Origin of the sequence: Rhodococcus sp. T9N (assembly GCF_024436645.1) — a bacterium.
Lineage (GTDB): Bacteria > Actinomycetota > Actinomycetes > Mycobacteriales > Mycobacteriaceae > Rhodococcus_F > Rhodococcus_F qingshengii.
Genome location: NZ_JAMSKS010000010.1, coordinates 87,101 through 111,844, shown reverse-complemented (window position 1 = coordinate 111,844; position 24,744 = coordinate 87,101). Strand labels below are relative to the sequence as shown.

The following is a 24,744-nucleotide window of genomic DNA, read 5'->3' as shown; positions in this document are numbered from 1 at the left end:
AGTATTTTCGGGTGTGCCGCCGACGCTAGTACGTAACGCGCGCGAGTGCCACTGTTCCAACGAAATTCATCTAAGCCCCTGCAAGGACAAGCACGAGAGTTGTCCGAATCCCACTGAGCGAGAGGGCCCGAACCGACTCTGCCGCAGTCGCTCCCGTGGTGAGGACGTCGTCGAGCAGGACGATGTCACTGTCCCCGGCAATCGAAGAGATCGCAGTGGTGTCGAGAGACACATGACCGTTCACGTTGGTCACCCGGTCGGCCGCGGACAGTCCCACCGAGTCACGTACACCTCGCGTCATCCGGAGAATCGGACAGACACGTACCGGACGACCCGCGACAGAACCAATTTCCCGCTTTCCGCGCATACTTTCGGCTATCCGGCGAACCGGATCACCCCCGCGAGATCGCGCCGCTCGGGCGCGCGTGGGAGCCGGCACCAGCACGATCGGCGGACGACCCCCGCTGCCGAGCTCGCCCCACCGTTCCAGAGTGGCCAACGCGTCGGCCACAGCGATCCCCAGAGGCATCGCGAGGTCCCGACGACCCCGTTCCTTCATCTCGATCACACTGCGTCGCCTGGGGCCGTCGTAGCGGCCGAGTGCCCAGACGGGCACGCCCGGATCCACGCGCGGACTCAGTTGAAGCGGATGATCGCGCAGCAGTTCCGCGCACTCACCGCACCACAGAGTCCCCGAGCGGCCACACCCACCACACTCGCGTGGCAACAGCAGGTCGAGCAGACCGGCACCGAATTTCTTGTCCCCCATGGCCGAATCATGAACCTGAGCACCGACATGCATCAGAGCGCAGACATTCACCAGAGCGCAGAGACGTCAGCCAGGCAGAACCGGAATCGCCTTCTGTCCGGTCAGCACGGTCACCTCACGCCAGCGGCGATCCCCGGCGGGGTCGTTGTTGTTCAGTTGGAACACCGCACGCGCGTCGGCGACGTACTCGGTGGTCGGCGATGCATCCACGGAGGTGACGGGAGCGGTCAGGTTTCCACTCGGCAGCGCGTCCATTCGTGAGCCGTCGATCGCGACCTGGACGACCGGTATGTCGGCTCCACTGCGCGCGATTACGATGGTGTCGCTGTTGCTCCAGTCGAGTGAGAGCGCGGTACTGCCCAAGCCGGACGCCACTGCGCGTGGACTCGTCAGGGCGTAGACCCCGCTGGCGGTGCGCACGACCACAGCCAGGTAGACCTTGCCGTCGATGATCATCGCCGCTCGCACGCCGTCCCGCGACAGACGCAGTTCCGAGATCGTCGAACCGACCGACGTCAGGGCCCCGACGTCGACGTTGGTGACCGACACCCGGCCGGTGCCTGGTTCACGGACGACCCGAACGACGGTATTGCCGTTCACAGCCGTCCAGACCGCGTTGTTGTCCAGCTCCCACGAAGGCCTGGTGATGGCGCTGCCTTCGAGTACCGGAACGGACCCTTCGCCGTATGTCCCGAGCGACAAGTCGAATCTTGTGCCGGGATCCGGCCGAGCGGTGTCCGCGACGGCTGCCACCAACTTGCCGTCCCGTGAGAGAGCAGCCGCCGTGAGGTTGCCCGCATTGCCCGCGAAACCGGGCACCGGAGTCGCCTCTTGCTCGGTGACACTCACCAGTGAACCGTTGCGCAGTGCGTGCAGTCCGACGGTTGCACTCGTGGTGGCCAGTGGGTTGGTGGATGCGACGTCGGCGGTGGTCCAGCCGTCGGCATGAGCCGCGTCCAGCGGTTCGCCGTCGATCTCCAGAACGTAAGGCCCTGCCACATCGGCGTTGGCGAGCGTCCAAATGACCTGTGCTGCAAACAAACCGCGAGTAGCAGCATCCATCGGGTTGTCAAGGCGGAAGTTGATGCGCACACCACCGAGACCGACTCCGACCTGTCCCGGCTTACCGTCGGCCTTGGTGATCGGACCGATCACCGACACGCCATTGCCCAGTTCGTTTCGCACAGCCGGCGCCAGCGCTGCCTTCGGTCCGTCGATCATCAGACCGATCAGCTGAGCCGCCACCTGGTCCTGCCCGCCGGAGATCCAGCGAAGATCGGGGACGACCGTCTGGCTGGTGGGGTCGAGGAAGAACAACGACTTCCGCTGGTAAGCGCCGAGGAACTGCGGACGCTCCATGATCACGCCGGGAGGCAGATCACTGATCCGCCATTCGCCGTCGGTCAACGCCAGGGTCATCCTCGCTTCGAAGCTGCCCTCTTCGGGAACGTACAGTCCTCCCGGGTCGAGGCGACCGACCTTGTTCACACGAATCGTGTAGACGGCTTCGGTGCTGGTTCGAGAAACCGAGAGCACATCGACCTTGTCGACGATGACAGCACTTGCCGCGTCGTCCCAACGCGCCGAAGCGTCCTTGGTCAGGTACTGACGGGCTGCGGCGTGCCGGTTGGACGGATCGGTACTCGCCTTGACGAAGTCACGTACCAGCAGGTCCGGCTCTCGCCCCGAGGCCGGTGATTCGACGGAGGTTCCGGGCACAGCGGTTGCCAGAGTTCCGATTGCCTGCGGCGAGGAGGATTCCGGCAAACTCGCGCACGCGCCGGTCAGCAACAGCACGCTGAGCGTTGTTGCGAGAAGTGCCAGACGGCGGCGGGTTCCGATCATGATCGATCCCCACCGTTGGACTCGTTCCGCGAGTCCGATTCGCGCGGAGTCGGCAGGGACGACGTGACCTCGCCGACGGTATCGGCGACGATGTCGGCTTCGCTCGGCGTGCGGACGAACTTTGTGGTCGTCGGCTTGAGAGGCAGTGGGCTCGACACGACTTTCTTGCCACGGGTGCGCGAGAGCGTCAGCCGGAAGCAGGCGCCGACTCCCGGTTCGCCCCAGGCCTCGAGCTTGCCGTCGTGCAGATTCGCGTCTTCGACGCTGATCGCGAGGCCGAGTCCGGTGCCGCCACTGCGGCGCACGCGGGACGGGTCCGATCGCCAGAACCGGTTGAAGACCAACTTCTCCTCGCCCGGACGCAACCCGACGCCACTGTCGCGGACGATGAAGGCGAGGGCATTGTCGTCGGCGCGAAGGCGAAGCAGAATCGGCTTCCCCTCACCGTGGTCGATGGCGTTGGCCAGGAGATTTCGCAGGATGCGTTCGACGCGGCGCGGATCGACATCTGCCATGACCGGCTCGTCGGGCATGTCCACGATCAGTTCGGTGCCGGATTCGCGGGCGAGATGGCGAACCGTGGAAACGGCCGCTCGCGCACACATACGGACGTCGAGTTGTTCGGACGCAAGTTCCGCGACACCGGCGTCGTGGCGGGAGATCTCGAGGAGGTCCGCCAGAAGCCCTTCGAACCTGTCCAGTTCGGCGACAAGCAGTTCCGACGACCGACGCAGCATGGGGTCGAGGTTCTCGCTGCCGTCGTAGATCAGGTCGGCGGCCATCCGGACCGTGGTCAGTGGTGTGCGCAGTTCATGGCTGACATCGGAGGTGAAGCGTTTCTGGAGGCTGCCGAACTCCTCCAACTGGGTGATCTGCTTGGACAGACTCTCGGCCATCTCGTTGAAGGACATGGCCAGGCGCGCCATGTCGTCCTCGCCGCGGACCGGCATTCGTTCCTTGAGTCGGCCGTCTGCGAAACGCACTGCGATTCGCGAGGCCGATCGGATGGGAAGCACGACCTGTCTGGCAACCAACAGCGAAATCGCCGCCAAGAGCACCAGCAACACGGCTCCACCGATCAGCAGGGTGCTTCGAACAAGAGACAGACTTCGGTCTTCGCTGGCGAGCGGGAAGATCAGATACAGCTCGAGTCCCGATATCGACGACGCGGTGGGGCTACCGATGATCAGCGCGGGTCCGGAGTAACCGTTCGGGTTGGACACCGTCGCGAATTGGTAACTGATCTGGCCGCGTTTGACGAACTCGCGAAGGTTGTCGGGGATCTGATCGACCGGTCCCGAACTCGTCGGCTGGCGCGGCCCGTCCCCCGGCACGATGAGCACCGGGTCGAAGGTGCCGGCTGACCCGGAGGCCTGGCCCGAGGTCTGGTTTCGACGGCTCGTCAGTCCGGATGCAGCGCTTTCCAATTGAACGTTGAGCGCCGTCGAATCGTCGACGCCCGCGAGTTGGTCTTCGACGATGCCGCGGGCTCGGTCCATTTCCTCGGTCGCCGCGGTGATCTTCGTTTCCAACAGCCGATCGGTGATCTGGCTGGTCAGCACGACACCGAGAATGACGATGACGATCAAGGACAACGTCAAAGTCGAGACGACCACTCGCAATTGGAGCGAGCGTCGCCACGTGTGCGCGAGGGTGTTGCTCATCGAGTGACACCACCGCAGAAATGGCGTCAGCCGTCGGTTGAGACGACGACGCCACCTGGAAACTCCGCTCACGGCGGTCCGGCCTTGTAGCCGACCCCCCTGACCGTCAGAACCACTTCGGGATTCTCGGGATCAGTTTCTACCTTGGCGCGCAAACGCTGAACGTGCACGTTCACCAGGCGGGTGTCGGCGGCGTGGCGGTATCCCCACACCTGCTCGAGGAGGACTTCACGGGTGAACACCTGGCGCGGCTTGCGCGCCAATGCGACCAGCAGGTCGAATTCGAGTGGTGTGAGCGAGATCTGCTCGCTGCCGCGGCTGACCTTGTGTGCCGGAACGTCGATCACGATGTCGGCGATGCTCAGCAGCTCGGCCGGCTCCTCTTCCGTACGGCGCAGGCGAGCACGCACCCGCGCCACCAGCTCCTTCGGCTTGAACGGCTTCATGATGTAGTCGTCCGCACCGGATTCGAGGCCGAGCACGACGTCGACGGTGTCGGTCTTGGCCGTCAACATCACGATGGGCACGCCGGAATCCGCACGCAGAACCCGGCATACGTCGATCCCGTTCATTCCGGGAAGCATGAGATCGAGCAGGACGAGGTCGGGCCGGGTCTCACGCACTGCCGCGAGCGCCAGGGTTCCGTCGCCTACCACGTAGGGATCGAAACCCTCACCACGCAGCACGATCGTGAGCATCTCGGCGAGTGCCGTGTCGTCGTCGACAACCAGAATCCTTGGTTTCATATCCCTATCGTTGCATCTCGGAGCGATGAATCAGACCGTTACGAGGCCGTGCGGCGTGCCGCGTCTTTCCCTCTACTGTGCCGGAAAGTTCGAATCCCGGCCGCAAGGGTGACCGATCACGCGAAATCCGCGAGCCTGCGCGCCAGTTCGCCCGGGTCCGTCTCCGGCCCCACGATCCACCAGGGCGAGACCCAGTCCGTCGCTGCCAACTGCTTGTAGAGCTCACCGGTTCTGGCCTGCAGGCCGCCGTCGCGCTCGTAGGCGTCGAGCTGACGCGACGCGTCCTCGGCCTCACGCGAGCGGGCACGCTGCTCGGCCAGAGCTACCGGCACGTCGAGGTACAACTGCAGATCGGGAGCGGGAAGAGCGAGTCGACCCAACTCCAATTCACGGACCCAGGCGACCATCTCGCCGTCCACGCCCTGATGCGCGCGCGCCGCGTTGTAGGCGGCGTTGGACGCCACGTAGCGGTCGAGGAGAACAATGTCGTTGGCGGACAACAGGTCCGAGATCCGATCCGCCGCACCCGCGCGGTCCAGGGCGAACAGGACTGCCATCGCGTTCACGGATTCAGCCAGGTCTCCGTGCGATCCTTTGAGTGCCTCGGCAGCAAGATCTGCGTGGATCGACTTCCCGTACCGCGGAAAATCCAGAGTCGCGATCGACGTGCCGCCGCGGCGGAGTTCGCTCTCCACTTTGCCGATCAACGTTCGCTTTCCAGCGCCGTCGAGGCCTTCCAATGCCACCAGTGTTCCCACGGCGGACAAGCCTATCCCCCGGCCTGCTTGCGCAGACCGGGGGACGGCGGACGCTACATCCTCAGCGACGAATCACCGGGTCAGTAGCGGTAGTGCTCGGGCTTGTACGGGCCTTCGACGTCGACGCCGATGTACTCTGCCTGATCCTTCGTGAGCTTGGTCAGCGTGCCACCGAGTGCCTCGACGTGGATCTTGGCGACCTTCTCGTCGAGGTGCTTCGGGAGGCGGTAGACCTCGTTGTCGTACTCGTCCGGCTTCGTCCACAGTTCGATCTGCGCGATGACCTGGTTGGAGAAGCTGTTGCTCATCACGAACGACGGGTGGCCCGTCGCGTTGCCGAGGTTGAGCAGGCGGCCTTCGGACAGCACGATGATCGAGTGGCCGTCGGCGAACGTGAACTCGTCGACCTGCGGCTTGATGTTGATCCGCGTGACGTCGCCGGACTTCTCGAGGCCGGCCATGTCGATCTCGTTGTCGAAGTGACCGATGTTGCCCAGGATGGCCTGATGCTTCATGGCCTTCATGTGCTCGAACGTGATGATGTCCTTGTTACCGGTGGACGTGATCACGATGTCGGCCCAGCCGATGGCCTGCTCGACTGTCTTGACCTCGAAGCCGTCCATGAGCGCCTGCAGGGCGTTGATGGGGTCGACCTCGGTGACCGCGACGCGAGCGCCCTGGCCGCGAAGTGCCTCGGCACAACCCTTGCCGACGTCTCCGTAACCGCAGACCAGCGCAGCCTTGCCGCCGATCAGAACGTCGGTGCCGCGGTTGATGCCGTCGAGCAGCGAGTGGCGCGTGCCGTACTTGTTGTCGAACTTGCTCTTGGTGACCGAGTCGTTGACGTTGATAGCGGGGAACGTGAGTTCACCGGCAGCGGCAACCTGGTACAGGCGCAGAACGCCCGTGGTGGTCTCCTCGGTGACGCCCTGGACGGACTCGGCGATTGCCGTCCACTTGCCCTTGTCGGACTCGAGGGACTGACGCAGAAGTGCAAGGAAGACCTTGTACTCGTCGGAATCCTGGTCGTCGTCCGTCGGCGGGACGACGCCGGCCTTCTCGAACTGTGCGCCCTTGAGCACCAGCATGGTGGCGTCGCCGCCATCGTCGAGAATCATGTTGGCAGGCTCACCCGGCCAGGTCAGCATCTGCTCGGCTGCCCACCAGTACTCTTCGAGGGTTTCACCCTTCCAGGCGAAAACCGGAACGCCCTTGGGCTCTTCCGGGGTGCCGTGCGGACCGACGACGATGGCGGCGGCAGCGTGATCCTGCGTGGAGAAGATGTTGCATGAAGCCCAGCGGACCTCGGCGCCGAGCGCGGTCAGCGTCTCGATCAGCACCGCGGTCTGAATGGTCATGTGCAGCGAGCCGGAAACGCGAGCGCCCTTGAGCGGCAACACCTCTGCGTATTCGCGACGAAGCGCCATGAGGCCGGGCATCTCGTGCTCTGCCAGACGGATTTCCTTGCGACCGAACTCCGCGAGCGAAAGATCTGCAACTTTGAAGTCGATGCCGTTACGGCTCTCGGCCACGGGCGTTGTTGAAACTGAGGTCGTCATCTGCCTCTCCTGGTTGACGTGCATACTCTGCACAAGCCTATCGGTGTACCAGGCTATCGGTTAGACGCCCTCTCCCGCCCGCCCCTCTACTGCGCGGCCCTCGCGCGCCACGTCGATGAACGGCCCGAGCAGTATGCCCAGATCCTCCGCCACCGAAGCCTCGGACTCCGGCGGCATCGAAATGTAGCTCAGCCCGAGACGCGCAATCGCCCTGGCCAGAATTCCGGCGTCGGCGGGTGACGCCTGAATCCACCCTCGCTGGAAACTCTCCGCAAGCCGCGACGACGCGCGCTCGATGATGACCGCACTGTCGGTGGTGATCAGGCGAAGCAGGTCCGGCTTGGCCTCACCGGTGAGCAGAGAGATCACCAACGGGTCGGTTGCACTGGAGGCGAAAAACGATCCGAAACCCGCCGTCAATGCCTCGACTGCACGTCCGTCGTTCGCCACCATGGCCTCGTCCACCGCGTCGACGAAGCCGTCAGCAAGGCGAAGCGCGTACGCCTCGGCAAGCCCTTGCCTCGAGCCGAACTCGTTGTAGAGCGTCTGACGACTCACACCGGCATGCTTGGCCAGAACCGTCAGCGTCACCTCGGACCAGTCGCGCTCGGTCAACAACTCACGCATCGAATCGAGCACCGACGTACGCAGCAGCAGGCGCGACGCTTCTTTCTGCGGCAGACGAGTGGGCGTCGAAGTCATGGTGACGACACTACCGCCGCACCTAGGTCCGTTCGTCGCCGACGCATCTCACCGTCGTTCGACCTCAACCATGAAGAAGTCGCTCTTCGCCGCCCCGCAGTCCGGGCAACTCCAGTCTTCGGGAATGTCATCCCAGCGAGTGCCCGGTTCGATACCGTCCTCCGGCCAGCCGACTGCCTCGTCGTACTCGAAGCCGCATTGCGCGCACTGATACAGCTTGTAGTCGTTCATGATTCACTCCCCGCCGTTGCCGGCATCGGCTCGAAGTCCAGCTTTTCCCTCACGCCGCAGTCCGGACAGCACCAGTCGTCCGGCACGGCATCCCATGGCGTGCCCGCCGGAAACCCTTCTCGTGGTGCACCCTTCGATTCGTCGTAGACGTATTCACACACCGGGCATCGATAGCTGCTCATCACGCTGCTCCGTACCGAGCAAGGATGCGATCACGCTTGGACGGCTGAACGTTGACGCGGGTGATGTCGCCGCCGTAGTGCGCAAGGACTTTGGGATCCATCACTTTTCGCCACAGCGGTGGAACGTAGGCGAGGATGATCATGCTCGCGTACCCACTGGGCAGGTTGGGCGCACCGTCCATGCTTCGAAGCGTCTGATAACGACGCGTCGGGTTCGCGTGATGATCGCTGTGACGCTGGAGGTGATACAGGAAGATGTTGGTGCAGATGTGATCACTGTTCCAACTGTGCTCCGGTGCTGCACGCTCGTACCGCCCGCTGTCCAGACGACGACGCTTCAGTCCGTAATGTTCGAGGTAGTTGACGGTTTCGAGCAGACAGAATCCGAACACGGCCTGCAGCACCAGGAACGGCAGTACCGAGAGGCCGAAGACGGCGACGAGGACACCGAACAGTACGACGGACATCAACCACGAATGCAGGACGTCGTTGCGAATTGTCCACGGCTTCTTACCCAGTCGATCGAGTCTGGCCTTTTCCAAGGACCACGACGAGCGCAGAGATCCCCACACACTGCGCGGCAGGAAGGTCCAGAAGCTCTCACCGAAGCGAGACGACGCCGGATCCTCGGGCGTGGCGACGCGCACGTGGTGTCCACGATTGTGCTCGATGTAGAAGTGGCCGTAAAACGACTGCGCCAGAGTGATCTTCGACAACCAGCGTTCGAGATCGTCCTTCTTGTGACCGAGCTCGTGTGCGGTGTTGATCCCGATTCCTGCGACACAACCGATACTGATCGCCAGACCGATCTTGGAGATCAGCCCAAGTCCCCCGTCGATTCCGAGCCAGGACAGATCGGTCGCCGACCAGAGGTAGCAGGCCAGGACCAGGCTGACCAACTGGAACGGTATGTAGATGTAGGTGCAATACCGGTAGTACTTGTCGTTCTCGAGGCGCTCCATCACTTCGTCCGGCGGATTCTCGCCGTCCGGGCCGAAGAAGATGTCGAGGATCGGGAGCAGGATGTAGACGAGAAGCGGCCCGATCCACCACCACACCGGCGAGACCGCATTCCATCCGAGACTGTTGAACAACGCGACCAATCCGACGGCGATGAAGACCGCCGTCGGCGGCACGAGGCCGAGCAGCCAGAGGTATCTCTTCTTGTCACGCCACTGCTCGGGCGGGAGCGTCTGGCCGGATTGCGAGTCCACGTGCGTCGACACGGTCTACCTCCTCGATTCGGACCGACCCGAAAACTGTGAGTCAGTTCACTATGAGGTAGACAGTACTACTGATTTTGTACAAGTGATAGACAAATCATAAACTTTGTACATCTACTCGATTTCGCCGCGTTCACGCTTCCCGATCATCGAATGCTGCCTGCTGTAGGCAAAATAGATGACAACGCCGAGGGCCATCCAGACCACGAACCTCATCCAGGTCTCCACCGACAGGTTGAACATCAGCCACAGACACGCGAGGACGGCCAGAATCGGGACCAGCGGGACCAGCGGCACCCTGAATCCGCGAGGTAGGTCGGGACGCGTCCGACGGAGCACGAGAACCCCGATCGAGACGAGAACAAAAGCGAACAGTGTGCCGATGTTGACCATTTCCTCGAGGGTGCCGATCGGAAAAACGCCGGCGAGCACCGCGACCACGACGCCGACCAAGATCGTGATCCGCACAGGGGTTCCGTGCTTGCCGGTCGGTGCCAGGCGTCGTGGCATCAGACCGTCGCGTGCCATCGCGAAGAGCACCCTGGTCTGCCCGAGCATCAGCACCATCACCACTGTCGTGAGACCGGCCAAAGCGCCGAACGAGATGACGTTTTTCGCCCACGTGATGTCGTGGAAAGCGAATGCCGTTGCCAGGTTGGAGGTATCGCCCTCGAGCTCGGTGTATTTCACCATCCCCGTCAGCACCAGTGTCACCGCCACGTACAGAACCGTGACGATCAGGAGAGAACCCAGGATGCCGCGTGGCAGCGCCTTCTGCGGCTCCTTCGCCTCCTCCGCCGTCGTGGCGACGACGTCGAAGCCGATGAACGCGAAGAACACCAGACTGGCTGCCGCGAGCAATCCGTACCACCCGAACGTGCTGCCACCGGCCCCGGTCACGTACGAGAACAACGACTGGTGGATGCCCTCTCCCGTCGAGCCCGGCTCCGACGGCGGAATGTACGGCGAGTAGTTGTCGGTGTCGATGTAGAACAGACCGACGATGATCACCAGCAACACCACCGCGACCTTGATCGCCGTGATCACCAGTGACACCCTCGACGAGAGTTTTGTGCCGGTCGCGAGCAGGATCGTGATGACAGCGATCACCAGCACCGCACCCCAGTCGAAGGATATCGGCCCCAACTCGACGATCGGGCTGCGTGAGCCCATCACTTCGCCGAGGTACAGCGACCAGCCTTTGGCGACCACCGAAGACGCCAAGGCGAATTCGAGGATGAGATCCCAGCCGATGATCCAGGCGACGAATTCGCCGAACGTCGCGTACGAGAACGTGTACGCGCTACCGGCAACCGGGACCGTCGACGCGAATTCGGCGTAACACAGCGCTGCCAGTCCGCAGGCGATGGCGGCAATGACGAACGCGAGCGAGACCGACGGCCCGGCGACATTTCCCGCCGTCCGAGCCGTGAGTGTGAAGATGCCCGCACCGATGACGACTGCGACACCGAACACCGTGAGATCCCACGAGTTCAGTTCTTTCCGGAGTTTGGTTTCCGGCTCGTCGGTGTCCTTGATGGACTGCTCGATCGATTTGGTTCGAAACAGCTTCGACCGTCCAGATCCGGCCTGCTCGTCCTTGACAGCCATTGCCGCCTCCTTGCTGGGGACCAGCAGGTCCCACCATGGGCAAGTAGAGAGATGGCATCAGCCTAAGCCCGCAGGCGCAGCTTTGTTCAGGGTTTGTCGGGAGCCTGTAGATCTGTTTCAGGGCGATCTCCTGCGCTGAGACGATCCAGGTCCGGCTCGAGGTAGATCACCCGCGCCGCAGGCACTGCAGCGCGCACGCGAGACTCGGCCTCGTCGATCGCCGTCGCCACGTCCGAGATCGTCGATCCGATCGGCACCGCAACCTTGGCAGCAACAAGGATCTCCTCGGGACCGAGGTACTGCGTCTTGCAATGAATGACGCGTTCGATACGAGTTCCGTCGACCAGGGCGTTGAGGATCAGTTCGGTCTCCACCGCCGTTGCGCCCTCACCGATCAGCAGCGACTGCATTTCGATGATCAGAATGATCGCGATGATGCCGAGCAGGACACCGATGCACAGAGTTCCGATGCCGTCGAAGACCGGATTTCCGGTCACCATCGTGAGGCCGACGCCGCCGAGTGCAAGGACGAGACCGATCAATGCGCCGGTGTCCTCGAGCAGCACAACCGGGAGTTCCGGGCTACGAGAGGTTCGGATGAAGTTCCACCACGACGCATTTCCCTTGAGCGGTCGTGATTCCTTCGCTGCGGTCCGGAAGCTGTAGCCCTCCAGACAAATCGCTATGACAAGAATCGCGATTGCCACGAAAGCCGAATTGAGTTCTTCCGGATGTTGAATCTTGTGAATACCCTCGTAAATCGCGAACAGCGAACCGAGGGTGAAGAGCACCAGTGCAACGACGAACGAATAGAAGTATCGGTTGCGCCCGTAGCCGAACGGGTGCAGTTGATCCGCGTCACGTTCTGCCTTCTTCTGCCCCAGGAGCAGCAAACCCTGATTGGACGTGTCGGCCACCGAGTGCACCGATTCGGCGAGCATCGACGACGATCCGGTGATCAAGAATCCGGCGAACTTGGCTACGGCAATTCCGGCATTGGCTCCGAGGGCCGCCAGAATTGCCTTCTTGCCACCATGAGCCGACACAATGTCTCCTAGTTTCCGACTACGGCACTGAAAACCTGCGCAGTCGGGGTCCGTGTGCTCAGGTGTATCGCGGGCTCGTCGGCAGCGATCCACGCCGCTCGGCCTCGATCGAGGTCGAGAGTGTCAGTGCCGCACGTCGCAGTGACCGCGCCGTCGGTGCAGATCAGAATCCGCGGGCCTGAAGCGTCGACGACGATGTCCGTGGAATTCGCGTCGAACTCCAGACGCGTCAAACGAAATTCGGGCGCCGGCGTGACGTACTCGTATCTACCTGATCCTGACTGACCTGATCCAGATGACGGGGCCGGATCGAGCACTTCGATATCGGCCCCGACGAAGTCCAGAACCCTCAGCAATTCGGGCACGTCGACGTGCTTCGGTGTCAGCCCACCGCGCAGCACGTTGTCGGAGTTGGCCATGATCTCGACCGCGAGTCCATGGAGATACGCGTGGAGATTGCCGGCAGCGAGAAACAGTCCTTGGCCGGGCTCGAGGGTGACGCGGTTGAGCAGCAGTGCCGCCAGAACACCGGCGTCGCCGGGGTACGCCTCGCTCAATTCCAGCGCGGTGCGGATCTCGGTCACGAATTCGGCGTCGTGGTGTGCGACGTAGGTGATGCACCCGGCAAGTACGGCAGGGAGCAAGGTCCCGAGCACCGTAGACGGCAGCGTGATCCATGTCGTGAACAACGCCCGCAGTCCGTCGGAATCGGGTTGCCCTTCGAGCAGACCGATGTACGGCTCCAACTCGTCGACGGCCAGAGCGCGCAGCAGTTTGACAGTCCGCGTCGGCTCGCGGAATCCGGCAAGCGCTTCGAATCTGCTCAGTGCGACAACGAGTTCGGGCTTGTGGCTGCCGTCCTTGTAGTTGCGAATCGGCGATTCCATGGGAACGCCGAGTGCGTTCTCACGACGAAAACCCTCGTCGGCTTGAACGGCGCTGGGGTGCGCTTGAAGTGACAGCGGTTCTTCCGCCGCAAGCAGCTTGAGCAGGAATGGGAGTCGCTCACCGAATGCCTCGAGGTTCTCACGGCCGAGTTCGCGTTCGGGTTCGCGGTGCAGGACCTCGAGCAACGACTCGCTTCCGGATTCGGTGATCACGCGCGCCGGGTCACCCGGGTGCGCGCCCAACCACAATTCCGCTTCGGGATGATTCGACGGAGTCGAAAGACCGCGTAGTTCGGCAATTGCCGTTCGCGAGCCCCACGCGTAAGAACGAAGTGCACCTTCGAGTTCACGCACTTACTTCGCACCGCCCGTCAACTGCACGTACGCCGCGGCCATGTCTACTCGAGACGCCAACACGAATACCTGCTCCATCTCCGATATGACCACGTTGGTCTGGTCTTCGTCTGCCGCGACCACCAGGTCGGCGTCGGCCAGTGCGTCCATCCGGCGCCTCGCCTCCCCGCGCGTGGATTCGGTCGCGAAGACGAACGCCCGCGCCGGCGGGGTCGGCAGCGCGCCGTCGAGTTGCGGATCGTGAAAGAAGGGGTCGTGGAACACCGAATCACGTGAAGCTGCGTCCGGCGCGAACAGTGCCCGCGCCGAACGAATCACCTCGGACATCTCGGCGGCAGCGGCGTTCAGGCCGGAGCTCATCAGCGCAACGCTCGAGAACTCTGCGAGTGCTGTTGTCACGGAACCACTTCCACACAGAACGACTCGCCGGCCGCTCATCCTGGTGGCCAACGACTTGGCCGGGTTGTGGAATACCTCGTTGGCCGGTCCGTCCCGCAGCGCCTCCGCATCAACTGCGTCGGCGATTCGACCGAGCACCGCCGAACGGTCCTCGATCGATCCCTTGCCCTCGATTTCGGCGGCAACCGCGAGGAAGACGGCGAGGAACCGCGTCATCGTGTGCCGGGGCGAGGCGTAGAGCCGCGGTGGCAAGGGCATGGTGCGCCCGGCCGCCACGGCTCGCATGGGCCCCTCGTCGGGAACGGCGACAACAACCTCGGCGCCGCGGCGTACGGCACTGTCAACGGATTCGACGAGGCGTGGATCACCGGCATCGTCACCGGCGACGACGATCACGTCCAATGGCCCGGCCCACGACGGCGTCCGGTCGAGAACGAGGAGCGGGCAACCGACCGAATCTCCGACGAGAGCAAGCGCGATCCTGGCTCCGTGCCGGGCGCCACCCGCGCCGGCGATCAGTACGACGCTGCGCGGACGCAGACCGGCCAATCGGGAGATCACACCCTCACCGACGGCCGACGCGGTGGCCCGAATCTGTGCGCCGCCCATGGCTACAGACCGCAGTAGCCCTTCCGAATCGGCAGCTGACAAACCCTCGCTGTCGTCGAGGTCGAGAAGCGGCATCGGCGCTGTCATCTCACCGCACCCCCTTCTCCGTTAGCAGTTCCCGCACCATCCAGCATTCCAGCTCCACGCGGTCCGTGGTGGCAAAGCCCTCGTTCCCGAGGCCGTCGTTCCTGAGATAGTCCCCCAACTATCCCAGGGCTTCGGCTCACCGACAAACCGATCAGACTCGGATTCAAGCCCGGACGATCGCCAGAATTTCGTTCACCAATGCGTCGACATCGGCGGACGTGGGTGCTTCGACGTTGAGTCGCAGCAGTGGTTCGGTGTTGGACGCGCGCAAGTTGAACCAGGCATTTCCCTCGAGACTGACCGTGACACCGTCGAGGCGATCCACCGACTCGGTGCGGTCGGCAAATGCCGCCAGTACAGCGGCCGTACGATCTGCCGCGTCAGCCACGGTGGAGTTGATCTCGCCCGAGGCCGCGTAGCGGGTGTACTCCGCCATCAACTCGGAGAGCGGACGATCCTGCTCGCCCAGTGCGGCGAGTACGTGCAGCGCCGCGAGCATGCCGGAGTCGGCGCCCCAGAAGTCGCGGAAGTAGTAGTGAGCGGAGTGCTCGCCGCCGAACACCGCACCGGTCTCGGCCATCTCCTGCTTGATGAACGAGTGGCCGACTCGGGTACGAATAGCGACGCCGCCGAGTTCTTCGACCAGTTCGGGCACTGCCCGTGACGTGATCAGGTTGTGGATGATCGACGCGCCCGGTTCCTTCGCGAGTTCGCGCTTGGCGACAAGTGCCGTCACCGCGGACGGCGAGACCGGGTCGCCCTTCTCGTCTACGACGAAGCAACGGTCCGCGTCACCGTCGAATGCCAAGCCGATGTCCGCTCCGGTTTCGCGCACGTAGGCCTGCAGGTCGACGAGGTTGGCCGGATCGAGCGGATTGGCTTCGTGGTTGGGGAACGTGCCGTCGAGCTCGAAGTACAGCGGCAGGACGTCGAGGGGCATCGGCCCGAATACGGCCGGCGCGGTATGGCCGCCCATACCGTTGCCTGCATCGACTGCGACCTTCAGCGGGCGCAACGCAGCCAGGTCGACCAATCCGCGGAGGTAGCTCGCGTATTCCTCGAGGACGTCCTTGGTGCTGGCGGTGCCTGCCGGTCCGTCGTACGCGGGAACACCCGAGACGACCTCGGCGGAGATGACTGCGAGGCCGGTGTCCTGACCGACCGGCTTGGCGCCGGCCCGACACATCTTGATGCCGTTGTACTTGGCGGGATTGTGGCTCGCCGTGAACATCGCGCCCGGGCAGTTCAGCAAACCGGATGCAAAGTAGAGCTCGTCGGTCGACGCCAATCCGATGTAGACGACGTCGAGCCCTTGAGCAAGCACGCCGTCACCGAAAGCCGAAGACAGTGTGGGCGACGATGCGCGCATGTCGTAGCCGATCACAACCGTCGTGGCGGCGCCGGCCTCGTCGCGGACCAGGCGGGCGAACGACGCACCGACGTCGCGGACAAAATCTTCGTCGATCTGCTCACCGACCACACCGCGTACGTCGTACGCCTTGATGATTGCAGCAACCGACTCGGCTGTTCGCCCCACTGAAAACTCTCCTTGTGCATGCACCCTCACAGACGGGAACGTCCGGGCGCATGGCGTCCGGAGATTCGCAGTACTCGGGTGTGGAAGTACTCGGTCGAGCCTAGCGTCTACGGCGACGAATCTCGCGTCAGTTGGACGGGTCGGGCAGAACGCGTAGGTGTCCACGACGCCCTGTACGGGCAGTACTCGGAGCTGCGGGACGTATGTCCTCATCTGCATCGACGTTGGACTTGCTGCGATCTCCGAGACCGGCCTCACGTACAGCTTCAGCCAAAGCGGTCAGATCGTCTTCGTCGGGAGTACTCGACGCGAATCCGCCTTCGTGGCGGACGAGTTCCCACCCCTTGGGGGCGGTGATTCGAGAGCCGTGAGTGTCACACAAATCCCATGAATGGGGCTCGGCGACGGTTGCCAGCGGCCCGACAACCGCAGTGGAGTCCGAGTAGACATACGTAAGCGTCGCGACGGCGGGGTTCTTGCACCCGGGGCGGCAGCAGCGACGCAGAGATCTCACAGGTACGGAGCCTAGCCCTCCCCACGTCCGGAACCTACTCGGACACACCGAGCAGTTTCTCCTGTCGTAATCTGGCGCCATGCCACAAGCCCGCCGCCGACGCTCGGTCACCACTCGTTCCATCGAGCGACACGGCCGTGGCCTGCGCGGACCGCTACTTCCCCCGGAGGTGCCCGCCAGGCGTACCCGCGCGGAGAAGTTCGATCTCCTGGTGCTCGACGCCTTCTCTCCCGTCGACCTCGCATGGCACGACCGGCTGACGAAACTCGACATCGCAGTGGACGAAGTTCCGAAGATTCACGCGCACGATCCGGAGTCCGTCACATGGCCGCCGGAGGTCATCGCGGACGGCCCGGTTCCACTGTCACGACTGATTCCGGCCGGAATCGACCGTCACGGAAATACGACTCGCGCAAGAATTGTGCTGTTTCGCCGCCCATTGGAGCAGCGAGCGAAGGATCCGGAAGAACTCACGGATCTGGTGCACGACGTGTTGGTCCATCAAGTCGGCACGTATCTGGGCGTCGACCCACAGGTCATCGACCCCACGCTGCCCGACGAGGACTGATACTGCCCGACGAGGACTGACGCACTGTCAGACGAAAAAACTGATGTCACACGAAGAAGTAAATCCACACGAAGAACAAAACAGTCGTTGCTTGACCTGCAATTCCCCGTTGCAGGTCAGACTTTCGAAGACCGCCCGTCAGCCCCGACGCTGACAGAACCGATTCAGCAGCAGATCAGATGATCCCCCGCTTGAGTCGCCGACGCTCGCGCTCGGACAACCCTCCCCAGATTCCGAACCGTTCGTCGTTCGCGAGCGCGTACTCGAGGCACTCGTCACGAACTTCACAACCGAGGCAGATCCGTTTTGCTTCCCTCGTCGATCCTCCCTTTTCAGGAAAGAACGCTTCGGGATCGGTCTGCGCGCAGAGAGCACGCTCCTGCCACTGATCCTCGATGGTGTCGAACAATTCTTCGAAGCCGGTGACGAGACTCAGCACTGGCCGAGTACTCATACCGTCGAACTCACTGCTGCAGGCACCTTCTGCTGCGCCTGCTCGGGAATCGGTCTGCGGTTCGTCGCTTACTGTCATTGCGAGAGAACTGATCTCGACATTTTCATTGGGCATCGTTCCGCCTCCTCACCTGTAATAGCGCAGAATTTTCACTCCATCTTCAACCCCACCCCGTCGACCGTTCGAAACTGTGTTCGAAACCGGCCCCGCTGCAAGTGAACTCACAAGTAGCGGTTGGAATGACACATTTGAGATTACACACGTCCAGCGTGTCGCGGTCAAGCTAAACGAGATGAATCCATTAGTATTCCGGCCCTCAATTGACGGGACCTTCTGCCCGCCAGACACGACGACGCGCCGACCGCCTAGGCTCTGTTGTCGTGAACGTGACTGTATTGGTTGGCGGCGTCGGCGGGGCCCGTTTCCTTCAAGGTGTTCAAAACGCGCTCGGAATCGCCGGTGGTGAATCCCTCGAGAAATACGAAGGCCCACATCGCATCACGGCCGTCGTCAACGTCGGGGACGACGTGTGGATGCACGGTCTGCGCATCTGCCCCGATCTGGACACTTGTATGTACACACTCGGCGGCGGTATCGACACCGAACGCGGGTGGGGGCACGCCGGCGAAACCTGGAATGCGAAAGAAGAACTCGCCGCATACGGCGCGAAGCCGGACTGGTTCGGCCTCGGAGATCGCGATATCGCAACGCATTTGATTCGCAGCCAGATGCTCCGCACGGGATATCCGTTGTCCGCGATCACCGAAGCGTTGTGCAATCGCTGGAATCCCGGTGTCGCACTGCTTCCCGTGAGCGACGACCGCAGCGAAACACACGTCGTGATCACCGATCCGGAAGACGGTGAGCAGAAGGCGATTCATTTCCAGGAGTGGTGGGTACGCCATCGGGCACAGGTGGAAACGCACAGCTTCGCTCACGTCGGCGCCGAGCAGGCCAAGCCCGCGCCAGGGGTGGTCGAGGCGATCGACGGTGCCGACATCGTGCTGATCGCACCGTCCAATCCCGTCGTGAGCGTCGGCGCGATCCTCGCGGTGCCCGGCATTCGCGGTGCCCTGCGAACAACCGCGGCCAAGGTTGTCGGCCTCTCCCCCGTCATCGGCGGAAAACCGTTGCGCGGCATGGCTGACGAGTGCCTCGAGGTGATCGGGGTCGAGACGACTTCGGAGGCGATCGGTCGCCACTACGGAGCTCGTTCGATCAACGGTATTCTCGACGGCTGGCTCGTCGACGAAGGTGACACGGCCGACATCGACGGGGTGGACGTGCGAAGCATCCCACTTTTGATGACGTCCCCCGAAGAGACCGCGAAAATGGTTCGCACGGCTTTCGAGATCGCCGGAGTCGAACTGTGACCGAGCCCGGAACCGAAGCAAGCCGCGACAGAAATCACTCTCCCGGTGATCACTCCCCCGGCGCCGCAATCGAAGTCATTCCCGTGCTCGGGCTTCCCGAGTTCCGGCCCGGAGACGACTTGGCCACCGCTGTCGTCGACGCGACGCCGTGGCTCGAGAGCGGCGACGTCGTTGTCGTCACGAGCAAGGTGTTCTCCAAAGTCGAGGGTCGCATCGTTTCCTCACCGACCGATCCGGAAGAGCGCGACGCGGCACGACGCCTCCTGGTGGATCAGGAAGCCGTCCGCGTCGTGGCACGCAAGGGCCGCACTCTGATCACCGAGAACAAACTCGGAATCGTGCAGGCCGCATCGGGCATCGACGGCTCCAACGTCGACGGTGCCGAATTGGCGCTACTCCCCGTGGATCCGGATGCGAGCGCTGCGGGTCTGCGCGCCCGAATTCTCGAGAGCACGGGCAAGTCCGTCGCCGTCGTCGTCACCGACACGATGGGTCGTGCGTGGCGCAACGGGCAGACCGACGCCGCAATCGGTTCCTCCGGCATTCCGGTCCTGCACGGCTACCTCGGAGCACAGGACAGTCAGGGCAACGATCTGATCGTCACCGAGATCGCGATCGCGGACGAAATCGCCGCTGCGGGCGACTTGGTCAAGGGCAAGCTGGGCGGCGTTCCCGTCGCCGTCGTTCGTGGGCTTCGGTTCGAGGACGACGGTTCGAGTGGCCAGGATCTGATTCGCCGCGGCCCGGACGATCTGTTCTGGCTGGGCACCGAGGAAGCTACGGCGATGGGTCGCGGCCAGGCGCTGCTGTTGCGTCGATCGGTCCGACAGTTCGCAAGTGATCCCGTCGACGCGGAGATCATTCGCAGCTCGATCGCCGAGGCACTCACCGCTCCCGCACCGCACCACACGAGACCGGTTCGATTCGTGTGGCTACGCACGGAGTCGGTCCGCACGGCTCTTCTCGAGCAGATGCGCGAGAAGTGGGCCGCCGATCTTCGCGCCGACGGTCGCAGTGACGAATCCGTCGAGGCCCGGGTTGCCCGCGGAAACATCCTGTTCGACGCCCCCGAGGTCGTCATTCCCTTCTGCGTGCCCGATGGCGCACACAGTTATCCGGATGCCAGACGAACCGCGGCGGAGTCGACGATGTTCACGGTCGCCGCCGGCGCGGCAGTGCAGGGACTGCTGGTCTCGTTGGCCACCCGCGGCGTGGGAAGCTGCTGGATCGGATCGACGATCTTCGCCGCCGATCTCGTACGCGAACAACTCGATCTCCCGGCGGATTGGCAGCCACTCGGTGCCATCGCAATCGGGCACCCCCTCGAACCACTGACTCCGCGCTCTGTCTCCGCCCCCGGGGACGCGTTGGTGGAGCTGTAGGTCCCATGTCAGCCGAATCGCTGCACGCCTCCGCCAAGGGCGTCCTGGAGGGCTGGGAGACGTCCTCCGAAGCGGACGAATCATTGCGGCACACGATGCTCGCGTTCCTCGATTCGGCTCCGGACGGCTGCCTTCGTCGCCACGCACCGGGACACATCACCGCGTCGTCTCTCGTTCTCGACGAGAGTGGCTGCCACGTCTTGCTGACCCTGCATCCCAAGGTGGGCAGGTGGATTCAGCTCGGCGGCCACTGCGAGCCCGACGACGAGACGGTGGTAGTTGCGGCATTGCGGGAAGCTCGCGAGGAGTCCGGAATTCACGACGTTCGGATAGACGCGGACCTACTCTCCGCCCACACGCATCCGATCACGTGCTCACTCGGAGTACCGACTCGCCATCTCGATCTACGGTTTCTTGTTGTGGCGCCGAACAATTCACATATCGTCCGCAGCGCAGAGTCCACCGACCTCAGATGGTGGCCGGTGGACGCGCTCCCACCTACAGCGGAACGCGAGACCATCGACCACCTGGTCGCGCTCGCCCGTCAGCGCAAGAATCAGGACTGAATCGGAGAAAGCTGGGGCTGCTTGGCGCTCACGCCGTCGCCCGAAGATGTTCCCTTCACGCGCCGAGCTACCCACGGCACCAAGAACTCTCGCGCCCATTGACGATCCTCGCGACGAGTTTCGGCTTTCGTGAGAACCGGCGCAGGCCCGAGATCGGGCGGGGTCAATCCGTGTTCGACGCCGAGCACGTCGAGCACACGCGTCGCCATGTTCTCGTGCCCGGAGGGCGACATGTGGAGGCGATCCCAGTCCCACATCCGAAGGTCCTGATATTCGGAGAATCGCCAGAAGTCGACGAGGGTCGCGTCGTGGCGGTCCGCCACCTCGCGAACAAGCTCGTTGTAGATCGCCAGACGTCCGCGGAGCTTGCCGAAGAAGGCGGACCATCCGGTGTCGTACGCGGTGAACATCAGAACCCGAGCGCCGGATGCAGTGAGCTGACCGATTGCCGAATCGTAGCGGGCGACCATCGCATCGATGTCGATCTTCGGACGCATCATGTCGTTTCCGCCGGCGTAGATGGTCACCAGATCGGGCTTCAACGCCAGAGCGGGTTCCAACTGCTCGTCGATGATCGGTCCGAGTAGGCGACCACGAATCGCCAGGTTGGCGTAGCGGAAGTCGGGATTGTTCACCGCCAGCTGCTCGGCCACTCGGTCTGCCCACCCGCGCAGACCGTTGGGGAATCGTTCGTCGGCGTCGCCGACGCCCTCGGTGAACGAGTCACCGAGGGCAACGTAACGGCTCGGAAGAGAAGTCATACCCGCCAGTATTCCAGTAGGTCAGCTAACGATCACACATCTGTGCTGAAGCGCACGCCACCGTCCGGCAGCGTCACCCCCGGCCACACGCGTGCGCCTCGCAACAATTCACACCGCGCACCGATGTCCGCGCCGTCTCCGATGACAGCGTCGCGGACCAGCGCTCGGGGTCCGATACGGACGCCGAATCCGAGGATCGATCGTTCGACCACCGCCCCGGCTTCCACAACGGCGCCGTCGAAGAGAATTGCACCGTCGAGGCGAGCGCCTGCACCAACTTCTGCGCCTCGACCGACAACCGTGCCGCCGATCAGGACAGCGCCCGGCGCGATTCCGGCTCCGGGGTGAACCAGCGACTCGCCGCGCGGACCTTCGAGAGCCGGCGAAGGTGCGATACCTCGCACCAGGTCGGCGGAACCGCGAACGAAGTCCTCGGGGGTTCCCATGTCACGCCAGTACGACGAGTCGACGTGGCCGAACACCCGCTTGCCCTCGGCCAGGAGATTCGGGAACACCTCGCGCTCGACCGATACCGGTCGTCCTTCGGGGATCTGTTCGATGATCTCGCGTTTGAAGACGTAGCAGCCGGCGTTGATCTGATCCGTCGGCGGATCCTGGGTCTTCTCCAGGAATGCCGAGACTCGTCCGTCCTCGTCGGTCGGAACACAACCGAATGCTCGCGGGTCTCCCACACGAACCAGATGCAGGGTCACGTCGGCGTCCGTCTTCTCGTGGGTATCGAGAATGCCGTTCAGATCGGTGCCACCGAGCACGTCGCCGTTGAACACCATGACGTTGTCACCGCGCAACTTCGGCAGAACGTTGCGGATTCCGCCACCGGTGCCCAGCGGTTCGGTCTCGAAGACGTAGTCGATCTCGAGGCCCATCTTGGAGCCGTCGCCGAAGTAGTCCTCGAATACCTCTGCCTTGAAGGACGTTCCGAGCACGACGTGCTTGATTCCGGCTGCCTCGATGCGGGCGAGCAGGTGCGTCAGGAACGGCAGGCCGGCGGTCGGAAGCATCGGCTTGGGTGCCGACAGCGTCAGCGGACGCAGCCGAGTGCCTTTGCCGCCTACCAGGATTACGGCGTCGGTCGGATTCGGATCGGACATCATTTTCCCCCGTGGTTCGAAACTGATGGGTTGTCGGTCGAGTTGTCGGTGCGAGCGCGCTCGCGAACTGCAGAAGCTACGGCGATCTTGGATCGCACCGCGAGGCCACCGCGCAAGGCAAGTCGTAGCGGAGCCTGCCACCAGTGCGGATGGCGATCAGCCTGGAACTGGTACGCACTGCGATGATGGGCAGGCAACATCAGTTCCGGATGACGTCCTGCCGCATGGCCTTTGGCATGGGTGACGACGGCCGAGGGGACGAATACGTTGAGCCACCCGGCTTTTCCGAGGCGGTCACCGAAGTCCACGTCCTCCATGTACATGAAGTAACGAGAGTCGAAACCGGAGATGGTGTCGAAGGCGTCGCGTCGCACCAGCAGGCACGACCCGGAAAGCCACCCCACTGCACGCTCGGTGACGGCCTCGTTCTCCTGACGGTAACGAGCAGTCCACGGGTTCTTCGGCCATACGGTACCGAGCAACGCGTGCCCGACGCCCGAGGTGATGTCGGGCACCGTTCGCGCCGACGGATAGACACTGCCGTCCGGTTCGAGGACCTTCGGCCCCAGTGCACCGGCCCTTGGCCACCGATTTGCCGCAGCCACCAATTCGTCGAGTGAACCGGGTGCCCATTGGACGTCCGGGTTGGAAATCACGACGAATTCGATCGACGAATCGATCTCCGCTACGGCCCGATTTATCGCTCCCCCGTACCCGATGTTTCCGCCGGTTCGAAGCAGACGGACATGCTCGTACTTGGCATCGGCGGCCTCGGGGGCACCATCGGTCGACCCATTGTCGGCCATGATGACCTGGGGTTTTTCTGTCGTCGCCACAGCGAGCGTGCTCAAGAAATTCTCGAGATGCTCGCCTGGCGAGTAGGTCACCGTTACCACGGCCAGCTTGGGACTCACGCCGGTCAGCCTAGCCGTCCGCGGCCACTGTCCCGAACAATGCTCACGCCAGAGCGGCGTGCAGAGCCTCTCGCCACGGACGCAGCGGCGTCATTCCCGCGGTAACCCACGCGCGCTCGGACAAGACCGAATATGCCGGGCGCGGGGCAGGGCGTACGAACTCCGCACTACTGCACGGGCGCACCCGAGCAGGGTCTGCTCCGATCTCCTCGAAAACAGCTCGCGCCAACTCGTACCAACTTGCTTGCCCGCCGTTCGTCACGTGGAATGTCGACGCACCCGTGAAGTCCAGCAGCGCGAGTTCGACGATGCCGCCGGCCAGATCGACGCTGTACGTGGGTGACCCGATCTGGTCGTCCACGACGTTCACGAATTCGCGTTCGGCTTCGAGCCTTCTCATCGTGGCGACAAAATCCGTGCCGACACCGGAATACACCCACGCGGTGCGGACAACGGCCGCGTCAGCCCCCGACTCTCGAACAGCGATCTCGCCGTCCAGTTTGGTTCGGCCGTAGACCGTCGCGGGACCGGTCGGTGCATCGACGTCGTATGGCGAGCTTGCATCGCCCGGAAAGACGTAGTCGGTCGAAACGTGGATCAACCGCGAACCCACCCGCGCACAGGCTTGCGCGAGATTCCGCGGTCCGATCTCGTTGACCGCCCTCGCCGCCTCCTGGTCGGTCTCGGCAGCATCGACGGCCGTGTACGCAGCGCAGTTGATCAGCACCGAATCAGGCGAGACGAAGTTGTCAACCGCGCGGCTGTCGGTGATGTCCAGCTCGTCGGATCCGACGGCCGTGACGGGAAGACCCGCCGAGGTAGCGAGGGTTTCGACACGGGTCCCGAGCTGCCCTCGGGCGCCGGTGAGCAGGATATTCGTCACACGGTTCA

At 63.4% G+C, this 24,744-nt stretch carries 25 protein-coding genes; 4 read left to right on the top strand and 21 right to left on the bottom strand.

Annotated features, from left to right (window positions below; genetic code table 11):
• Window positions 1-70: 70 nt before the first annotated feature.
• From M1L53_RS17725 to M1L53_RS17650, 16 genes are all read right to left on the bottom strand, one after another.
• Complete coding sequence (locus tag M1L53_RS17725; RefSeq protein ID WP_003940811.1) at window positions 71-802, bottom strand: ComF family protein; 732 nt, start codon at window positions 800-802, stop codon at window positions 71-73.
• A 33-nt stretch (window positions 803-835) separates the two neighbouring features.
• Complete coding sequence (lpqB, locus tag M1L53_RS17720; protein WP_003940768.1) at window positions 836-2,614, bottom strand: MtrAB system accessory lipoprotein LpqB; 1,779 nt, start codon at window positions 2,612-2,614, stop codon at window positions 836-838.
• The gene (mtrB, locus tag M1L53_RS17715; RefSeq protein ID WP_019747781.1) at window positions 2,611-4,350 is read right to left on the bottom strand and encodes an MtrAB system histidine kinase MtrB; all 1,740 of its coding nucleotides are present in this window, start codon (window positions 4,348-4,350) and stop codon (window positions 2,611-2,613) included. The genes lpqB and mtrB overlap by 4 nt, the downstream gene beginning before the upstream one ends.
• Window positions 4,347-5,024, bottom strand: a complete 678-nt coding sequence (gene mtrA, locus M1L53_RS17710; protein WP_003941013.1) for an MtrAB system response regulator MtrA — start codon at window positions 5,022-5,024, stop codon at window positions 4,347-4,349. The genes mtrB and mtrA overlap by 4 nt, the downstream gene beginning before the upstream one ends.
• A gap of 116 nt (window positions 5,025-5,140) precedes the next feature.
• The gene (locus tag M1L53_RS17705; RefSeq protein WP_007731190.1) at window positions 5,141-5,782 is read right to left on the bottom strand and encodes a dTMP kinase; all 642 of its coding nucleotides are present in this window, start codon (window positions 5,780-5,782) and stop codon (window positions 5,141-5,143) included.
• 80 nt (window positions 5,783-5,862) lie between these two features.
• Window positions 5,863-7,341, bottom strand: coding sequence for an adenosylhomocysteinase (ahcY, locus tag M1L53_RS17700; RefSeq protein ID WP_003940766.1), 1,479 nt, complete (start codon window positions 7,339-7,341; stop codon window positions 5,863-5,865).
• Between the two features lie 60 nt (window positions 7,342-7,401).
• Window positions 7,402-8,043 (bottom strand): TetR family transcriptional regulator, encoded by a 642-nt coding sequence (locus M1L53_RS17695; protein WP_003941024.1) that lies wholly within the window; start codon window positions 8,041-8,043, stop codon window positions 7,402-7,404.
• A gap of 48 nt (window positions 8,044-8,091) precedes the next feature.
• Window positions 8,092-8,274, bottom strand: coding sequence for a rubredoxin (locus M1L53_RS17690; RefSeq protein ID WP_003940894.1), 183 nt, complete (start codon window positions 8,272-8,274; stop codon window positions 8,092-8,094).
• The gene (locus tag M1L53_RS17685) at window positions 8,271-8,456 is read right to left on the bottom strand and encodes a rubredoxin (protein WP_003940827.1); all 186 of its coding nucleotides are present in this window, start codon (window positions 8,454-8,456) and stop codon (window positions 8,271-8,273) included. The genes M1L53_RS17690 and M1L53_RS17685 overlap by 4 nt, the downstream gene beginning before the upstream one ends.
• Complete coding sequence (locus M1L53_RS17680) at window positions 8,456-9,682, bottom strand: alkane 1-monooxygenase (protein ID WP_030535014.1); 1,227 nt, start codon at window positions 9,680-9,682, stop codon at window positions 8,456-8,458. Before M1L53_RS17680 ends, M1L53_RS17685 begins: the two co-directional genes overlap by 1 nt.
• A 111-nt stretch (window positions 9,683-9,793) precedes the next feature.
• A complete protein-coding gene (locus M1L53_RS17675) occupies window positions 9,794-11,290 on the bottom strand; it encodes an amino acid permease (protein ID WP_030535015.1) in 1,497 nt (498 codons plus the stop codon).
• 86 nt (window positions 11,291-11,376) lie between these two features.
• A complete protein-coding gene (locus M1L53_RS17670; protein WP_042450115.1) occupies window positions 11,377-12,336 on the bottom strand; it encodes a cation diffusion facilitator family transporter in 960 nt (319 codons plus the stop codon).
• A gap of 8 nt (window positions 12,337-12,344) precedes the next feature.
• Window positions 12,345-13,577: a mannose-6-phosphate isomerase, class I gene (manA, locus tag M1L53_RS17665; RefSeq protein ID WP_042922158.1), complete on the bottom strand. Its 1,233-nt coding sequence runs from the start codon at window positions 13,575-13,577 to the stop codon at window positions 12,345-12,347.
• A complete protein-coding gene (locus tag M1L53_RS17660) occupies window positions 13,578-14,672 on the bottom strand; it encodes a hypothetical protein (RefSeq protein ID WP_030535017.1) in 1,095 nt (364 codons plus the stop codon).
• Between the two features lie 163 nt (window positions 14,673-14,835).
• Window positions 14,836-16,209 (bottom strand): phosphomannomutase/phosphoglucomutase, encoded by a 1,374-nt coding sequence (locus M1L53_RS17655; RefSeq protein ID WP_003941022.1) that lies wholly within the window; start codon window positions 16,207-16,209, stop codon window positions 14,836-14,838.
• A gap of 127 nt (window positions 16,210-16,336) precedes the next feature.
• Window positions 16,337-16,723 (bottom strand): DUF3499 domain-containing protein, encoded by a 387-nt coding sequence (locus M1L53_RS17650; protein ID WP_007731177.1) that lies wholly within the window; start codon window positions 16,721-16,723, stop codon window positions 16,337-16,339.
• Window positions 16,724-16,802: 79 nt separating this feature from the next.
• Here M1L53_RS17650 and M1L53_RS17645 point away from each other — a divergent pair, with 79 nt between their 5' ends.
• Entirely contained in the window at window positions 16,803-17,291 is a 489-nt protein-coding gene (locus tag M1L53_RS17645) for a metallopeptidase family protein (protein WP_003940797.1), read from the top strand.
• A 175-nt stretch (window positions 17,292-17,466) separates the two neighbouring features.
• On the opposite strand, the gene M1L53_RS17640 is transcribed toward M1L53_RS17645, so the two are convergent.
• Window positions 17,467-17,745: a WhiB family transcriptional regulator gene (locus M1L53_RS17640; RefSeq protein ID WP_020907098.1), complete on the bottom strand. Its 279-nt coding sequence runs from the start codon at window positions 17,743-17,745 to the stop codon at window positions 17,467-17,469.
• Between the two features lie 380 nt (window positions 17,746-18,125).
• On the opposite strand from M1L53_RS17640, the gene cofD reads away from it, so the two are divergent.
• Genes cofD through M1L53_RS17625 form a run of 3 tightly spaced genes read left to right on the top strand, consistent with a single transcriptional unit; the run spans window position 18,126 to window position 21,066 of the window.
• Window positions 18,126-19,118 carry a 2-phospho-L-lactate transferase gene (gene cofD, locus M1L53_RS17635; protein ID WP_003940958.1) on the top strand — a complete coding sequence of 331 codons (993 nt, stop codon included), beginning with the start codon at window positions 18,126-18,128 and terminating at the stop codon, window positions 19,116-19,118.
• Entirely contained in the window at window positions 19,115-20,500 is a 1,386-nt protein-coding gene (locus M1L53_RS17630; protein ID WP_054187629.1) for a coenzyme F420-0:L-glutamate ligase, read from the top strand. Before cofD ends, M1L53_RS17630 begins: the two co-directional genes overlap by 4 nt.
• A gap of 5 nt (window positions 20,501-20,505) precedes the next feature.
• Window positions 20,506-21,066: an NUDIX hydrolase gene (locus M1L53_RS17625; protein ID WP_054187630.1), complete on the top strand. Its 561-nt coding sequence runs from the start codon at window positions 20,506-20,508 to the stop codon at window positions 21,064-21,066.
• On the opposite strand, the gene M1L53_RS17620 is transcribed toward M1L53_RS17625, so the two are convergent.
• The 4 genes from M1L53_RS17620 to rfbD are packed head-to-tail and all read right to left on the bottom strand — an operon-like array spanning window position 21,057 to window position 24,736.
• Entirely contained in the window at window positions 21,057-21,827 is a 771-nt protein-coding gene (locus M1L53_RS17620) for an SGNH/GDSL hydrolase family protein (RefSeq protein ID WP_054187631.1), read from the bottom strand. The genes M1L53_RS17625 and M1L53_RS17620 overlap by 10 nt on opposite strands.
• Window positions 21,828-21,859: 32 nt before the next feature.
• On the bottom strand, window positions 21,860-22,942 hold the full coding sequence (locus tag M1L53_RS17615; RefSeq protein ID WP_054187632.1) for a sugar phosphate nucleotidyltransferase: 1,083 nt from the start codon (window positions 22,940-22,942) through the stop codon (window positions 21,860-21,862).
• Complete coding sequence (locus tag M1L53_RS17610; RefSeq protein ID WP_003940999.1) at window positions 22,939-23,853, bottom strand: glycosyltransferase family 2 protein; 915 nt, start codon at window positions 23,851-23,853, stop codon at window positions 22,939-22,941. The genes M1L53_RS17615 and M1L53_RS17610 overlap by 4 nt, the downstream gene beginning before the upstream one ends.
• Window positions 23,854-23,896: 43 nt before the next feature.
• On the bottom strand, window positions 23,897-24,736 hold the full coding sequence (rfbD, locus tag M1L53_RS17605; RefSeq protein WP_054187633.1) for a dTDP-4-dehydrorhamnose reductase: 840 nt from the start codon (window positions 24,734-24,736) through the stop codon (window positions 23,897-23,899).
• Window positions 24,737-24,744 lie beyond the last annotated feature (8 nt).

Coding starts and splice junctions, on each gene's coding strand:
- M1L53_RS17625 (WP_054187630.1), top strand. CDS start 20,506: ATGTCAGCCGAATCGCTGCACGCCTCCGCCAAGGGCGTCCTGGAGGGC.
- M1L53_RS17685 (WP_003940827.1), bottom strand. CDS start 8,456: ATGAGCAGCTATCGATGCCCGGTGTGTGAATACGTCTACGACGAATCG.
- M1L53_RS17660 (WP_030535017.1), bottom strand. CDS start 14,672: ATGACAGCGCCGATGCCGCTTCTCGACCTCGACGACAGCGAGGGTTTG.
- M1L53_RS17615 (WP_054187632.1), bottom strand. CDS start 22,942: ATGATGTCCGATCCGAATCCGACCGACGCCGTAATCCTGGTAGGCGGC.
- mtrA (WP_003941013.1), bottom strand. CDS start 5,024: ATGAAACCAAGGATTCTGGTTGTCGACGACGACACGGCACTCGCCGAG.
- M1L53_RS17640 (WP_020907098.1), bottom strand. CDS start 17,745: ATGAGTACTCGGCCAGTGCTGAGTCTCGTCACCGGCTTCGAAGAATTG.
- M1L53_RS17695 (WP_003941024.1), bottom strand. CDS start 8,043: ATGACTTCGACGCCCACTCGTCTGCCGCAGAAAGAAGCGTCGCGCCTG.
- M1L53_RS17675 (WP_030535015.1), bottom strand. CDS start 11,290: ATGGCTGTCAAGGACGAGCAGGCCGGATCTGGACGGTCGAAGCTGTTT.
- M1L53_RS17690 (WP_003940894.1), bottom strand. CDS start 8,274: ATGAACGACTACAAGCTGTATCAGTGCGCGCAATGCGGCTTCGAGTAC.
- M1L53_RS17725 (WP_003940811.1), bottom strand. CDS start 802: ATGCATGTCGGTGCTCAGGTTCATGATTCGGCCATGGGGGACAAGAAA.
- M1L53_RS17645 (WP_003940797.1), top strand. CDS start 16,803: ATGCCACAAGCCCGCCGCCGACGCTCGGTCACCACTCGTTCCATCGAG.
- lpqB (WP_003940768.1), bottom strand. CDS start 2,614: ATGATCGGAACCCGCCGCCGTCTGGCACTTCTCGCAACAACGCTCAGC.
- M1L53_RS17620 (WP_054187631.1), bottom strand. CDS start 21,827: ATGACTTCTCTTCCGAGCCGTTACGTTGCCCTCGGTGACTCGTTCACC.
- ahcY (WP_003940766.1), bottom strand. CDS start 7,341: ATGACGACCTCAGTTTCAACAACGCCCGTGGCCGAGAGCCGTAACGGC.